13 protein-coding genes are annotated in these 13,899 nt (G+C 55.4%); 3 read left to right on the top strand and 10 right to left on the bottom strand.

Annotated features, from left to right (window positions below):
* Positions 1 to 183 precede the first annotated feature (183 nt).
* From ACDI39_RS18760 to ilvC, 8 genes are all read right to left on the bottom strand, one after another.
* A complete protein-coding gene (locus tag ACDI39_RS18760; protein ID WP_028686717.1) occupies positions 184 to 810 on the bottom strand; it encodes a hypothetical protein in 627 nt (208 codons plus the stop codon).
* Positions 811 to 1,082: 272 nt separating this feature from the next.
* Entirely contained in the window at positions 1,083 to 2,363 is a 1,281-nt protein-coding gene (gene umuC / locus ACDI39_RS18755; protein WP_486536982.1) for a translesion error-prone DNA polymerase V subunit UmuC, read from the bottom strand.
* A complete protein-coding gene (locus tag ACDI39_RS18750) occupies positions 2,350 to 2,778 on the bottom strand; it encodes a LexA family protein (protein ID WP_021783616.1) in 429 nt (142 codons plus the stop codon). The genes umuC and ACDI39_RS18750 overlap by 14 nt, the downstream gene beginning before the upstream one ends.
* Positions 2,779 to 2,906: 128 nt before the next feature.
* A complete protein-coding gene (locus tag ACDI39_RS18745) occupies positions 2,907 to 3,140 on the bottom strand; it encodes a hypothetical protein (protein WP_021783615.1) in 234 nt (77 codons plus the stop codon).
* A 267-nt stretch (positions 3,141 to 3,407) separates the two neighbouring features.
* Entirely contained in the window at positions 3,408 to 3,674 is a 267-nt protein-coding gene (locus ACDI39_RS18740; protein ID WP_021783614.1) for a LysR family transcriptional regulator, read from the bottom strand.
* A gap of 14 nt (positions 3,675 to 3,688) precedes the next feature.
* A complete protein-coding gene (locus ACDI39_RS18735; protein WP_046784302.1) occupies positions 3,689 to 4,681 on the bottom strand; it encodes a PDR/VanB family oxidoreductase in 993 nt (330 codons plus the stop codon).
* A 54-nt stretch (positions 4,682 to 4,735) separates the two neighbouring features.
* Entirely contained in the window at positions 4,736 to 6,286 is a 1,551-nt protein-coding gene (locus ACDI39_RS18730) for a Rieske 2Fe-2S domain-containing protein (RefSeq protein WP_009681437.1), read from the bottom strand.
* A 109-nt stretch (positions 6,287 to 6,395) separates the two neighbouring features.
* Positions 6,396 to 7,412: a ketol-acid reductoisomerase gene (ilvC, locus tag ACDI39_RS18725; protein ID WP_009681438.1), complete on the bottom strand. Its 1,017-nt coding sequence runs from the start codon at positions 7,410 to 7,412 to the stop codon at positions 6,396 to 6,398.
* Positions 7,413 to 7,585: 173 nt separating this feature from the next.
* Here ilvC and ACDI39_RS18720 point away from each other — a divergent pair, with 173 nt between their 5' ends.
* Positions 7,586 to 8,251 (top strand): GntR family transcriptional regulator, encoded by a 666-nt coding sequence (locus tag ACDI39_RS18720; protein ID WP_031322396.1) that lies wholly within the window; start codon positions 7,586 to 7,588, stop codon positions 8,249 to 8,251.
* Between the two features lie 328 nt (positions 8,252 to 8,579).
* On the top strand, positions 8,580 to 10,589 hold the full coding sequence (locus ACDI39_RS18715) for an AAA family ATPase (protein ID WP_021783611.1): 2,010 nt from the start codon (positions 8,580 to 8,582) through the stop codon (positions 10,587 to 10,589).
* A gap of 48 nt (positions 10,590 to 10,637) precedes the next feature.
* On the opposite strand, the gene ACDI39_RS18710 is transcribed toward ACDI39_RS18715, so the two are convergent.
* Together ACDI39_RS18710 and ACDI39_RS18705 are read right to left on the bottom strand one after the other, a co-directional pair.
* Positions 10,638 to 11,945, bottom strand: coding sequence for an MFS transporter (locus ACDI39_RS18710; RefSeq protein WP_031322394.1), 1,308 nt, complete (start codon positions 11,943 to 11,945; stop codon positions 10,638 to 10,640).
* A gap of 86 nt (positions 11,946 to 12,031) precedes the next feature.
* The gene (locus ACDI39_RS18705) at positions 12,032 to 12,871 is read right to left on the bottom strand and encodes a class II aldolase/adducin family protein (RefSeq protein ID WP_247846689.1); all 840 of its coding nucleotides are present in this window, start codon (positions 12,869 to 12,871) and stop codon (positions 12,032 to 12,034) included.
* A gap of 117 nt (positions 12,872 to 12,988) precedes the next feature.
* Between ACDI39_RS18705 and ACDI39_RS18700 the strand changes: the two genes are divergently transcribed.
* Positions 12,989 to 13,882 (top strand): LysR substrate-binding domain-containing protein, encoded by an 894-nt coding sequence (locus tag ACDI39_RS18700; RefSeq protein ID WP_021783607.1) that lies wholly within the window; start codon positions 12,989 to 12,991, stop codon positions 13,880 to 13,882.
* Positions 13,883 to 13,899 lie beyond the last annotated feature (17 nt).

The raw sequence follows: 13,899 nt of genomic DNA, 5'->3' as shown, positions 1-13,899 counted from the left end.
GGAAGCCGAACAGCCAATCTGTTTGACATAGTGATTCGCTGGCGATAACATTTTCATCACTGGCGGGGAATGCTGGAGCAGTACCGGAACCTCGCGACGGCCTTAGGGCATATACTGCAGAAGAAAACGTTTCACAGAAAACCGCCTATTTGGCGGTTTTTTGCTTTCTGGGCTCCCCCACGTTTACCCACGTTTCTTGATCAGATCCAGCAGTAGCTGACCTTCCGGCATCGGAGACATCGTCCGGAGGAGCACGACGTTCTTCTGAACCGTCTTCTTGATCTCCGCAGCCGAGATCGGTTTTTCCAGGCGCTCAAACCCTTCAAGCTCTTGATAATGGCATTCGTCGATATGGCCATCGTGCATGCGCTTTTTGGTAACGCCTGTGCCCTTGCCGTAAGCAACGATGCCCTTGCCGTTCTCGTACAGGAAGACGACGTCACCTTGGTTGATGCGGTCAATGTTGAGTTTCCAGGGCGCATAAAATGCAGCCGCACAGCCCTCGCTTAGCATGCGCTCATGATCCTCGACGCTATGGCGCTTGTTCGTGTTCAGGATGTGGAAGCTTGAGACCGGTAGGGACTCAATTTCTGCTGCAGCTTCCACTTCGTCATCGAGCTTCAGCGCGACCTTGGCTAGCTCAACGCCTTTTTCAAGAAGCTTGAGCATAGTCTCCTGACGGCTCATATCGAGATGGTCAGCCAGCCCTTCAATGAAGGAATAGAGCTCTTTGGGCATCCGAATAGATGCGGAAGCTAGGTCGCTCTTGGTCTTAGCAACGTTCTCGATCAAGGAAATGATGTCGCTCATGGGAGACTCCTTTTCAGATTGCGAAAAGCATCCCATGGAACATTCTCAAAAGCAACATATGCTTTTTTAAAAAAGCATTCAGAGAATTACACCCTCAACTGCAGCAACCCGGATGAGCTCTCAAGGGCGAGGCGGATTGGACGAAATCGACGGTTACACGCAGTGCATTCCGAGAATGCCTTCATAGATCGCTTTCCCCTTTGTTAGCTCTAAATGTCAGGCACTCAGCAGCGGAAAAAACTCACCAACAAGCCTACCGCTGTCCTAGCCTTTCACTTGCAGTAGACAGTCCATAGCTCGTCAACTCGTGTGGTGAAGCTTTGGCTCATCATCTCCCGGCGCATGCCCCATGAGGGATCCACTGGCACGCTTGCCAGCCGCATCGTCCCCTTGCCCCACCTGCCGTTCACCGCATCGAGCACACCCATGAGCTTCTCGGTCGCCACCGGCTGAGCAGCCGCAAACAGGTCACCCGTGATTTCGTTCGAGTGGCTGAGGTCGAGCAGCAACACCTCTGCCTTGCTGTAGCGGAAACCTTCACGGAATACTCGCTCCACGCCCTCCTGCGCTGCCTTTGTCAGCAAACGCGTATCGTCCGTTGGATATGGCAACTCGACCAGGACGCCGTTGGCATACTTCGCCTCGTCCGGATTGAACATGCCCGTGCGGATGCTCACCCGTAGCCGTTTGCAGAGCGAATGCTGGGCACGAAGCTTCTCGGCAGCCCTGGACGTATAGGTGGCCACCGCTTCTTTAATCGGAGCTAGCTCGGTCAGTCGGGTACCGAACATACGGCTGCAGCAGATCTCCTTTTTAGGTGGGGCAGGCTCGTCCAGCTCGAGGCACGAAGTGCCGGCCAGCTCCCTGGCGGTCTTCTCCACCACCACGCTGAACTGCTTTCGGAGCGACCAGGCGTCGGCATGAGCCAGCTCCCAAGCAGTGCGGATATCCATAGCCGCCAGGTGGGCGGAAAGGCGACGACCGATACCCCAGACGTCTCCCGCATCGCACTTCTTGAGCACCCAGTTGCGCTTCACGTCATCGCGCAAATCGACGACACCACCGGTATGGTTCTGCCATTTCTTGGCAGCGTAGTTGGCCAGCTTCGCCAACGTTTTTGTCGAGGCAATGCCGACTCCAACGGGGATACCTGTACGCCGATAGACCTCCGCTCGGATCTGCCGGCCCAGGCGCTCGAGGTCTCCAGGGATGCCCGTGAGCTCAGCGAAGGCTTCGTCGATGCTGTAGACCTCGGCAGCGGGCACCATGGACTCGATAACCGACATGACCCGCTCACTCATATCGCCATAGAGCGAGTAGTTCGACGAACACGCCACAATGCCGTGCTTACGGAGCTTGTCTTTGATCTGGAAGTACGGTTCGCCCATCTTCACAAATGGCTTCGCGCACGCGCTTCTTGCTATCACACAGCCATCATTGTTGCTGAGCACTACGACGGGCTTGGTGCGAAGGTCGAGGCGGAACACCCGTTCACAGCTCGCATAAAAGCTGTTGCAGTCGATGAGGGCAAATACGCGATCAGAGCTTGGCATGGCTACGCACGCTGTAGGTCACCACACCCCAGATCTCGAGCTCCTCTCCCTCCAGGAGATACCTGGACGGGTAACGAGGGTTCTCGGAACGCAGCACTACCTGGGTGCCCTCACGACCTAAGCGCTTGCACAGCGGTTCGCAGTTCACCGCAGCGATCACAATATGACCTGGCTCTGGCGGTATGGAGCGGTCGACCAGCACAAGGTCTCCAGGGTAGATACCAGCACCGATCATGCTGTCGCCTTCAACCCTGACGAGGTAGATGTGTGGGGCTCGGATGTCGAAGAGCTCGTCCAGGGAGAGCCGCTTCTCCATGTGGTCTGCAGCAGGAGACGGAAAGCCTGCCGGCACTTGAAATGAGTACAGAGGGAGCTCTGTGGTGCTGGGGTCGAGCGAGCCAAGGAAAGTGATCATGACGAAAACGCCTTTACTGTATATGCGTACAGTTAAACGGTTTGATGGCACCTGGTCAACGCCACCTGGTCAGCTCATGAAAGCTGAGGAAAATTCAGGGCGATTTTCTGAGGGGATCTGTGATGGTTTCAGCCATGCCCTGCATAGCTCGCCCCACTCGCGGCCTGCTGATTGTTTCTGCAGGAACATTCGTAATCAGCTTCGGCGCGTGTTGAGAAATTGCAGGTGAGCCGAGTTTTCTGATGGGTATCGTAAAGGTCGTAGCCTGCTCCAAGAGCGGTGGGAAGGCCGGTGCGACGAGGGAAGATTTCTTTCTCCACTGGTACAGCAGGAACCACAACAAATCGCGTCTGCATGATCATCCCTCTTCCGGCAGTACCTTAGTATTAGTACCGATATGTGAAAGCATCAAGACCGCTCATGCTGTGGCTGCCGGACATACCTGGAATCATCTACAGGCGGCAACCCAGACCTGCCGAGCTAGGCTTGTTGATTGGAGATTCAACAGGATGGGTGGGTGTCGCGTACAATAGGCACAACGTGCTGAACGGGGTTGTTCATACCCATGGATGCAAGGCAAAAAAATGCCCCGGCAGTACCTCACCGGGGCCAAGTTCCATATGCAACCTTTAATGGCTCCGTGCCGTTTCCAGCTCGGCTCGCAGCGAATCCACTGCCGCGACGATCACTCGCGCTGTGGATAACACTTTCGCGCCTGCAGGACTGAGCAGCGTTCGCCGTGATGCACTAACGAACAACTCGACGCCCAGTTCTGCCTCCAGCGCGTTCAGATGCTTGGTGACAGCCGGCTGACCAATGCCGAGCTGTGCCGCAGCGGCGCTCACTGTTCCCAGGTCAACAGTCGCCAGAAAGCTTTCCAGCTTGGTGACGTTCATGTGTTTCACCAGGCCTACAGGTCAAGCACGAGAAGCTTGGACTTCGCACGCGAAACGCACGCGGTCAGGCAGCTACCTTTTTCGGAGTCGTCGAGGATGTAGTCCTGATGGTCGACTTCTCCTTCCAGATAACGAATCTTGCAGGTGCCACACAGCCCCGACTGGCATGAAGTCTCGACTGGGTAACCCGCATCCTGAAGCACCTGCGCGAGATTCTCGTGGGCCTGGACGACGATCTCTTCGCCATTGCTGGCTATGCGTGCGACGAACGAACCATTGCTCTGCTCCGCGCTTGCCGGCTCAGGTGCTTTCACGGGTGCCTTGAAGTGCTCAAAGTGAACTGTGCCAGCAGGCCAATGAGCAGCGGCTTCCTTGCACGCGTTCATGAAGCCTGCAGGCCCGCAGTAATACACGTGGCAACCTTCGGGGGCGTCTTTCAGGAATGACTGTAGGTCGAAGCTCTTGGAGGGATCCCCGCCATCGAAATGAAGGACGACCTTTCCTTCCCCGATCAGCTCTTCCATCTCCTCTGAAAACGCAGCGAACTCGGGGCCTTTGCAACAGTAGTGGAGCTCATACTCCTGCTTCGCCGACTCCAGTGCATGCATCATCGATTTCATGGGCGTGACGCCGATGCCACCGGCCAAGAGGATGGACTTGCGAGCTTCCTTGCTCAGCATGAAGTTGTTACGCGGCACACTGACCCTCACGGTTTCGCCGACATGCAGCTGATGAACCGCGATGGAGCCGCCAGTCCCTCGCTCATCACGCAGTACACCGATCACGTACCGATGAGGCTCGGCGGGCGAATTGCTCAGCGAATATTGTCTGACCATTCCATTGGGCAGATGGATGTCGATGTGTGAGCCGGCTGTAAATGGTGGAAGCGCACCACCATTCGGATCAACGAGCTCGTATGAGTTGATCCCCTGGGCTTCGCGGGTAACGCGACGGATCAACAGTTCCAGCAACGCTGGGTTGGGATTTGCTAAAGATGTCATCGTCATCACCTCTCACCAAGGCACGGGAGCCCTAGGTAGCCCAGGGCCCGCGCTTTCTTCTTATTGTTCTTTGAAGCTCTGTTCCAACTGCTCGAACCGTGCCGTGACGAAATCCGCACGCTCCTTGCCCTTGAGCTTGTCAGCTTCGGTGAGGATGGCCACTGCCTCCCTTGCGAGCTTGCGGCGATTGATAACCTCTTGTTCCGGAGTCGCGGCTCTGGGCATGTTGAACACGTTGCCGGTGCAGTAGCTGTTCGGCTCACCGCCCATGTCACGCAACCACTGGGCGAAACCAGCTGCCGCAGCTTGCGGGTTGGTGCCACGGATGCCATCGCGCAGCATTTTGCGGAACGCATACAGGCCGGCGTCGAACTTGGTCGGGTTCTCCAGCGAGTGCACCGCAATTGGACGTTGGCTGATGATGGCCTCGTAGTCCCCTGGAGCGTACTGAGCTTCCTTGTAGTTGTGACGTTCACGGTGGTTGGACGGAATCGGTGGAATGTCTTCGAGCTTGTATTTGCCGAAGCGCTCTGGACGACGCATGGCCACTTGGCCTTCCAAGAAGTCGATGGTCTCGTAGCCGACCATGCTCTTGTCACCGACGCCACGGGTGTCGATGCCTGGGCCCATGACGCGCCATCCAATCATCTTGGAGTTTTCGTCATCCACAGGAACAGTCCAGCGGACGATGTGGAAGCGGCTGAACAGCTTCTTCGCCGAACCGTCTTCCGACGTGTAGGCATGCAGGCTGAGGTTCGGCAATACCTGATGCTGAATACGCAGGAACATGCGGTCGTCGTTCACGCGACGAGCGCCCGCACAGGCCAGACTACGACCCTGGTGAACCGGGATGAACTGCATGTCCGGAGCGACTTCCATCGAGGCGGCGCCGACTTCGTCGAAAGTGGTGCCCTGGAACTGACCGCCCACAACGTTTTTCGCAGAGTGCAGGGCCGTGGGGTGGAAGTTGTCAGCCGCGTTGTCCTGCACCTGCAGCCAGTTGCAGTGCTGGAAGTTGCTGTATGGAACCAGCTCGTCGCCTTCCATCACAGTGAAATTCTGCTCCCATTCTGGGAACGGTGGCTCTTCATCAGGCGGGCCCATGTAGGCGAACACCAACCCGTGACGCTCGAACGCCTTATAGGCACCCTGGCGGATAGAGCAGGCATATTTCTCGCCTTCCTTTTCCTCGCCGGCAGGGAACGGGACATGGAGGCAGGCACCATCCACATCGAAGACCATACCGTGATAGCAGCACTTGATGCCCTTCTCCTGAATGGCACCGTACTCCAGCGAAGCACCACGGTGGCAGCAGTGGGCATGCAGCACACCTACTTGGCCGCTACCGTCGCGAAATGCCACCAACTCTTCGCCCATGATCTTCAGGAAGCGAGGCGTATCGGTGAGCTCCAACGACATGCAGACCGGGTGCCAGAAGCGACGTAGGTACTCGCCAGCTGGCGTGCCGGGGCCGGTTTCGGTCAGCTCTGGGTCATGGTTCGGAGTGTTGTTGGTGTAGTAGCCACCGTAAGCGATCAGCTTCTTGGGAACGGCAGCGCCGTTGCCGCCTGCACCACGTTGATCATCATGCTTATCAAATTTCTCAGTCATTTTCATTGCCTCAGGCTTATTGTTAGATACGGGATACGGTATTCGTACTCTGTATACATATTGTTCGAACGCAATGTTGCTACGGGTACTGTTTGTGTTCCTTGGGGTATCAGTTGATGGATTTGTCGACCAGAGCGCCTGCCTGGATCCACGGCATCATGCCGCGCAGGCGCTCACCGACCACTTCGATCTGGTGACGTTGCAGCAGGCTACGCCGGGCAGTGAGCGTGGGATTGCCTGCCTTGTTTTCCAGGATGAAGTCCTTGGCGTATTCGCCATTTTGAATACTGGTGAGCAGCTCACGCATTCTGTCCTTGGTCTCAGCCGGCACGATCCTCGGCCCGCTGACGTACTCGCCGAATTCGGCGTTGTTGGAGATGCTGTAGTTCATGTTGCCGATGCCGCCTTCATAGATCAGGTCGACGATCAGCTTGAGTTCGTGCAGGCATTCGAAGTAGGCGAGCTCAGGCGAATAGCCGCCTTCCACCAATGTTTCGAAACCGAGCTTGATCAACTCGACGGTGCCACCGCAGAGCACGGCTTGCTCACCAAAGAGGTCAGTCTCGGTCTCCTCGCGGAAGTTGGTTTCGATGATGCCGGCCTTGCCGCAACCAATGGCAGAGGCGTAGGCCAGGGCCAGTTCGACTGCATGGCCGGAGGTGTTCTGCTCCACGGCGATCAGTGCCGGGACACCATGGCCTGCTTGATAAGTCGAACGCACGGTGTGACCGGGCGCTTTAGGCGCGATCATGATCACATCAAGGTCGGCGCGAGGCTTTACCTGACCGTAGTGAATGTTGAAACCGTGGGCGAAGGCCAGGGTGGCGTTGCGGCGCAGATGCGGCTCGACGTCGCTGCGGTAGACATCCGCGATCAGCTCATCAGGAATCAGCATCATGACCAGGTCTGCCTGGGCAACGGCCTCAGCAACAGTGCTCACCGCGAGACCGGCATTCAGCGCCTTCTTCGACGACGCCGAACCCTGACGCAAACCGACGATGACATCAATGCCACTGTCACGGAGGTTCTGGGCGTGAGCATGCCCCTGAGCGCCATAGCCGATGATCGCCACGCAGAGCCCCTGCAGCAGGCTCAAATCAGCATCTTTATCGTAGAACAGCTTCATGTCAGTCAGACCTTCTTGTTTTTGTGTTCGGGGTTTCGTGTTCTGTACTCTGTATACAGAGTTCACAGTCTTGACCTACACTGAACGGGAGTCAAGGAAAATTTGAATGACACGGGAGAAAGTGGACAATGCAGCTTTCAGTGGGGGAAGCCGATCTTCGGCGAGGTCAATCAATGACAAGCACGCTCAAGCGTATCCAGTCGCGCACGGACTACGTGGATGAGGTTTACAAGGCTCTGCTCGATGCCATCAGCGACGGCTCGCTGGCACCCGGCGCACGCCTGACGCAGGAAGAAATCGCCGAGCAGATGAACATCTCCCGGTCACCTGTGCTGCAGGCGCTGAGGTTGCTCAAGAAGGATGGCCTTGTTCAGGATGCGCCGGGGCGAGGCCTGCTGGTGACCCCGTTGACGACGGACTCGATTCGTAACCTCTACCTGATTCGAGGAGCCCTGGATAACCTCGCGGCAAAAATGGCCGCAGAGCAGAAATTCCAGATGGATCCTGCGTTGATCAAAAGAGGCCGCAAAGCCTCACAGGGCAAAGATATCAAGGCAATGATTGATGCTGACATGGCATTTCATACGGCAATTTACGAAGCCTCTGGCAATCCGCTGATAGCTCAAAGCGCCCAGGTCTACTGGGTACACTTGCGCCGCGCAATGGGGGCTGTGCTGCAGTCATCAGAGCAGCGTGAGGCGATCTGGAACGAGCATGAAGCGATAGCGAAAGCAATTGCTGCCGGAGATGTGGTAGCCGCAGGCGAACTAACCGACGTGCACACAACCCATGCTAGAAAAAACCTGCTTGAGCGCCTCAGCCATCTACTAATGACATGACTGCAAAGGTGCCCGAGCTCTCGGGCACCAAAGTAGGTTTTCTACTGAGGTGTCTATAGGGGTTCGGTTACTGAGCGGTAGCTCAATACTCGGCCCTTGTCGGCTTCAGCCATTCCTACCTGCTTTACTCGATAGCAATCGCTCCGTCTGCATAAGCTGTGCCCACACACCGGATCCGTTGTGGAATGGTCTCCCATCAATGGGGAATCCAACGCCTGCTTATTTACAAAATGAGTCCCTAAAACTGATGATCTTGGCCTTCCATCTTTAATGGCACTGGGCTATCGTCTATGGCAACCTAAATCCATGAGTTGCAAAGGGATTGACCATGCGTTTGAGTAAGGTACGAGTTCAGAATTATCGAAGTATTATCGATACCGGCGAATTTGAGATCGAACGGTTAAAAACGATTTTGGTTGGCCCAAACGAAGCAGGTAAAACTGCAATTCTACAAGCGATCCAGCAAATCAACGCACCAGAGGGTGTTAAAGGATTTAATCCACTTCGCGACTATCCAAGAGCAAACTACACACAGATCAGTCGAGGCGAGCTAAGCGCCGAAGATATCGAAGTAGTAAAAGCGACCTTTGTACTGGAAAAGGCCGAGCTAGATCACGCCCCCGAAAAAATCAAAGGACAGCCACTCAGCTACACTTTCACAAGGTATTTGGACAATAGCTGGCGGCACAGTTTAATTGGAGTCGCCACCCCCTATTTGAAAGACATCAAGAATGACCTGCTCCGACTCGCTGCTCATCTGGATCGGGATATTGCAGAGGGCTCGTCTAAGGCCCGAACAGAAGCACTCAACAAATTGATCAATAACGTGTCTCAGTTCAGATACTTATGGTCTGTGGCTGAGATCTTGAAGCCGTGGCTTGACGAAATGCTACCCTACGTAGATGAGGAGAACGAAAAAGAGGTTGCCCGTTGGGAAAGCATCGTCACCGCCTTGGATGATGATGTAGAGATCAACAAATTCCGCTTACACCTCCACAAAAACCGCCCAGTTTTTGTGCTTTACAGCAACTACTTCCGCGTTAAACCGATCATCCACCTGGGAAACCTAGCTAAACGGTTGGAAACCAATAACCTAGATGACGAAGCCTATGACTACGGTAATGTCTGCTTGCTAAAGCTACTTGGATTCACAGCCCAAGAGCTCTCTGACCTCGGCAAAGCATCTGACCCCAGCCATACCACTACTGACCTTGAAAATTACCGGGCAAAACTTGATCAGCGGGGGTATGAACTGAATGCCGCGAGCGTAGAACTGACCCAGCAAATCGTTAAGGTGTGGAATCCTGATGACACAAAAGCCGAGGCCAGTAGACTTAAGTTGAGTGCAGATGGCCAGTACCTGAAGGTTGTAGTAGAGGACAATATCGGAGTAGAGGTGGAGCTCGACCAACGTTCCGAGGGCTTCCAATGGCTGGTCTCGTTCTTCATCGTATTCTTTGCGGAAGCGAAGGGTAAACACAAGAACACCGTCCTACTCCTGGACGAGCCTGGGGTGAGCCTTCATGCGCTGAAACAGAGAGAATTTAGAAAAACCATTTCGTTGCTCGCCGATGAAAACCAGACGATATACTCAACTCACTCCCCGTTCCTGGTTGGCCCGGACGAACTAGACTTAGTAAGAGTGGTAGAGCTGACAGATAGAACTGTAGGTACCCAGGTTCACACAACTGTTTCCTCCAGCGACCCTGCAGCCTTGCTGCCGCTCCAAGAAGCGCTAGGTTATGACTTAGCTCAAAGTCTTTTTGCTAGCCAAAGGAACCTAATTCTTGAAGGGCTCACAGATTACTGGTACGTCGAAGCGATTGCCAATCTGCTCAAGGAGGGAGGAAAAGCGGCTCTGCACGACAAAATTTCGCTAGTGCCAGCTAATACCGCGAGCAAGATTGTATACTTCGCAACCATCCTAACCTCACATAACCTTAAGGTGGCGGCGCTGCTCGATTCGGACAATGCGGGGGATCAGGCTGCCCGTCAGGAAACGTTGGTGCATCGCCTTGGCAGTAAAAGAATTCTCCGAACGTCAGACTACACAGTACCCAAGATCGAACATGCAGAGATCGAGGACTTATTGCGAGAGACATTGGCAGCGGTCGCTAAAACCGATCTCAATTGGGACATCGACAGTGCCTTGGCTAAAGCCTCCGACAAACCCATCATTGACGTTTTCCAGAGAACAATCGGCAAGGACTTTTCCAAATACAAGCTGGCAAAAGCCTTCCTCAAATGGTCGCGCGACCACTCTGTATCTGATCTGGCACCACATGAGATCGAAGGCTGTACAAACCTCATAAACGCTATCAACGCTGCGCTCAAATAACCACGGCAAACGAAGGGCGCCCGTCGACCGGGTGCCCTTGGCAAGTAGTTATCGATTGACGATGGACTTCGGCATGATGAGGCAGATGAACGCCGCGAAGATCAACGAGCCTGCGATGCAGTACAGCGCCAGGTCAGTGGATGAGGTGACATCTTTCACCCAACCAATCATGTAGGGGCTGATGAAGCCTGCTAGGTTACCGACCGAGTTGATCATGGCGATACCCGCCGCAGCCGCAGCCCCACCCAAAAATGCGGGAGGCAGGCACCAGAACTGGCAAAGTCCGGTCATGATTCCCATGGTAGCCAACGACAGGAAGACAAGCGAAACCGTAGGGTTGCCCGACGTCAGGGTGCTGAGCACCAGTCCTGTCGCACCGAGCACTGCCGGCACGGCGGCATGCCAACGACGCTCCTTGCTGCGGTCAGCGCTACGACCGGTGAAGATCATCGCTGCGGTAGCGAACGCATAAGGGATGGTGGTGAGCAGCGACACCGTGGAGGCTTCCTGGATGCCCGAGCTTTTGATCAGCGATGGCAGCCAGAAGCTGACACCGTACAGCCCCATCATGAAGCCGAAGTAGCCTGAGCTCAGTACCCATACTCGCTTGTTGCGGAATGCGCCGAACACCGAGTGAACTTCCTTCGTCCCACCCTCTTTCTCCAAGTTACGCTTCAGCGTTTCTTTCTCGCTCGCAGACAGCCACTTGGCATCGTCGATCTTGTCCTGCAGATAGAACAGCACGACGACACCTGCAATGATCGATGGCAGCGCCTCCAGGAAGAACAGCCATTGCCAGGCGGAGTGGCCCATCCAACCATGCGTGGAAGCCATGATCCATCCAGACAGAGGGCCGCCAATGACGCCTGCCATCGGTATGCCGGTCATGAACATTGCGGTGATCTTGCCCCTGCGGGAAGGCGGGAACCAGTAGGTCAGGTACAAAATGATGCCGGGGAAGAAGCCAGCTTCTGCTAGCCCGAGCAGGAAGCGCAACACGTAAAACTGCGTCGGCGTTTGAACGAAGATCATGCTGGCCGAAAGGATGCCCCAGCTGATCATGATCCGGGCGATCCAGCGTCTCGCACCTACCCGGTGCAGAATGATGTTGCTCGGAACTTCAAAGATGAAATAACCAAGAAAGAATATCCCGGCACCCAGACCATAAATTGTTTCACTGAACTTCAACTCATCTAACATTTGAAGTTTAGCGAAGCCAATATTCACTCGATCAAGGTAGGCAAACACATAGCAGATAAAGAGAAACGGAATAAGTCGCAAGGCCACACGGGTATACAATTGGGACTCAGCTGCTGAATCCTGGACGGCATAGGGTGCCTCTAGAGTATTAGACATGATGCCAATCTCCGAATGATTTTGTAGTTGTAGGCGTCGAATCGTGCAGCAGCGCCTTTCCAGGTTCGGCGCTGCTGCAGAGAGGGTCAGGAGAACATGTCCGGCTGTTCTGCCACGAGTTGGTCGTAGATGGGTTGGAAATGGAGCCAGCCAATGAAAGGGCTGCCCACGTTTTCACGGCTGTAACGGCAGCGCGCAGGCGATACCAGCTTCGGCGTGATGCCGCTGGCTTCGATCAGCAGTTGCTGCTGGCAGCACCGCTCCAGCGCAATGAACCAGAATGCGGCTTCGTCGATGCTATGCCGGCTGGCGGTGAGCAGGCCGTGGTTCTGGTGAATGGCCGCACGCACATCCTTGAAGTATTCGCTGACCGACTTGCCGGCCTTGGCCTCGACTGCAACGGCGCCGGCCTCTGCAGTGATGACGACGTGGTCTTCAAAGAAAACTGCCGCATCCTGGGTGATAGGCGGGAGTGGTCGCCCGGTTGCGGCCCACGCCCCACCATAGATCGTATGGGCATGGCACATGGCGACGATGTCGGGATGCGCTTCGTGAACGGCGGCGTGCAGAACGAAGCCGGCCCGGTTGATCGCGTAGGTGCCCTGTACCACTTTACCCTCGTGATCCGCGAGGATCAGATTGGACAGCTTGACCTGGGAGAAGTGGACGGCCATCGGGTTCGTCCAGTACAGCTCCGGGAATTCCGGGTCGCGTACTGTCAGGTGACCAGCGAAACCGTAATCGAGACTGTGTTTCGCGAATGCACGGCAGGCTGCAACGAGATGTTTCTTACGATACTGCCGCTCTTCTTCGTAACTTTTAAAGTCAGGAATTTCCGGAAAGATCAGACCCTGCTGTTCAGGTTGATAAACCGAAATGCGGCGCTTTCCGTTAGATGCTGGTTCAATCCGCAGCAAGGGATCCATAGTGCCAACCTCATCTTTTATTGTTTTTGGAGACCCATAGTTGACTTTAGGCGTATGGATTGACAAACGAAGGCTTTTCACCCAAGGTTGAATTAAATTTAGCCTAACCTAATAATAATGAGAAAGATTCCTAACTTCGCCGCAATCAAAGCATTTGAAGCTGCTGCGCGCCTGGAAAGCTTCGTTGCCGCCGCCGATGAGCTCCATCTATCCGCCTCGGCAGTTAGCCACCAGGTCAGAAAGCTGGAGGCCACTCTGGGCATGGAGCTGTTCAAACGTCAGCCTCGCTCGGTGGAGTTGACGATCCAGGGGCGGGCGCTTGCCCAGCGCTTGACCGTCGCGCTCGACGGCCTGGAGTCTGCACTTTCTATGTGGATGCCGAGCGCCGAGCAACTGCACCTGGCCGTTCATTGCTCGCCAAGCTTTGCTTCCAAATGGCTTTCACCACGCCTCGCTCGCCTCGTCAGTGAACCCAATCCGCTTCATATCCGCCTCACTTCCAGCGCCACGCCGCCTGAGCTCACCCGACACGAGGAGATCGACATTGCGATCACCTACGGGGCGCCGATCCAGCGGGTGGGCGTGATTGCCGAACCTCTGGGGTTGGAGACTATCGCCCCCATGAGCTCGAAGCAGTTCTTCGACGCTTCCCAGACGCTCGAACCGCACCTGCTTAAGCCTGGCTCACTTATCGACTCCCAACTGAGCCCAGTGCGCTGGAGCGACTGGTTCCGCCATGAAGGGATTGCCGAACGCGCAGACTTGGGCGGTTTGTCGTTCGACCGTGCCGCGCTCGTCCTCTCCGCCGCAGCGGATGGGCTGGGTATTGCCCTGGAGTCCACCCGTCTGGCAGAGACAGAGTTGCGCCAAGGCTCTCTGGTCGTACTGAATGGACATCAGCCTCCCTTGCAGCGGGAGATGCATTTCCTCTGCTACCGTGGCTCGATGAAAGGGAGCCGCAAAATTGAGCGGTTCAAGGAATGGATCATGAACCAGATCCATGAAGCTTGATGCTCGCCCTTCACCGC

The sequence above is a fragment of the Pseudomonas sp. Tun-23181 genome (assembly GCF_057415455.1).
The sequence above is the reverse complement of the archived record's forward strand: the minus strand, read 5'-3'. Positions and strand labels throughout refer to the sequence as shown.

Excerpts from the sequence above, each read along its gene's own strand:
- ACDI39_RS18760 (WP_028686717.1), bottom strand. The coding sequence starts at position 810 with ATGAGCGACATCATTTCCTTGATCGAGAACGTTGCTAAGACCAAGAGC.
- umuC (WP_486536982.1), bottom strand. The coding sequence starts at position 2,363 with ATGCCAAGCTCTGATCGCGTATTTGCCCTCATCGACTGCAACAGCTTT.
- ACDI39_RS18750 (WP_021783616.1), bottom strand. The coding sequence starts at position 2,778 with ATGATCACTTTCCTTGGCTCGCTCGACCCCAGCACCACAGAGCTCCCT.
- ACDI39_RS18745 (WP_021783615.1), bottom strand. The coding sequence starts at position 3,140 with ATGATCATGCAGACGCGATTTGTTGTGGTTCCTGCTGTACCAGTGGAG.
- ACDI39_RS18740 (WP_021783614.1), bottom strand. The coding sequence starts at position 3,674 with ATGAACGTCACCAAGCTGGAAAGCTTTCTGGCGACTGTTGACCTGGGA.
- ACDI39_RS18735 (WP_046784302.1), bottom strand. The coding sequence starts at position 4,681 with ATGACGATGACATCTTTAGCAAATCCCAACCCAGCGTTGCTGGAACTG.
- ACDI39_RS18730 (WP_009681437.1), bottom strand. The coding sequence starts at position 6,286 with ATGACTGAGAAATTTGATAAGCATGATGATCAACGTGGTGCAGGCGGC.
- ilvC (WP_009681438.1), bottom strand. The coding sequence starts at position 7,412 with ATGAAGCTGTTCTACGATAAAGATGCTGATTTGAGCCTGCTGCAGGGG.
- ACDI39_RS18720 (WP_031322396.1), top strand. The coding sequence starts at position 7,586 with ATGACAAGCACGCTCAAGCGTATCCAGTCGCGCACGGACTACGTGGAT.
- ACDI39_RS18715 (WP_021783611.1), top strand. The coding sequence starts at position 8,580 with ATGCGTTTGAGTAAGGTACGAGTTCAGAATTATCGAAGTATTATCGAT.
- ACDI39_RS18710 (WP_031322394.1), bottom strand. The coding sequence starts at position 11,945 with ATGTCTAATACTCTAGAGGCACCCTATGCCGTCCAGGATTCAGCAGCT.
- ACDI39_RS18705 (WP_247846689.1), bottom strand. The coding sequence starts at position 12,871 with ATGGATCCCTTGCTGCGGATTGAACCAGCATCTAACGGAAAGCGCCGC.
- ACDI39_RS18700 (WP_021783607.1), top strand. The coding sequence starts at position 12,989 with ATGAGAAAGATTCCTAACTTCGCCGCAATCAAAGCATTTGAAGCTGCT.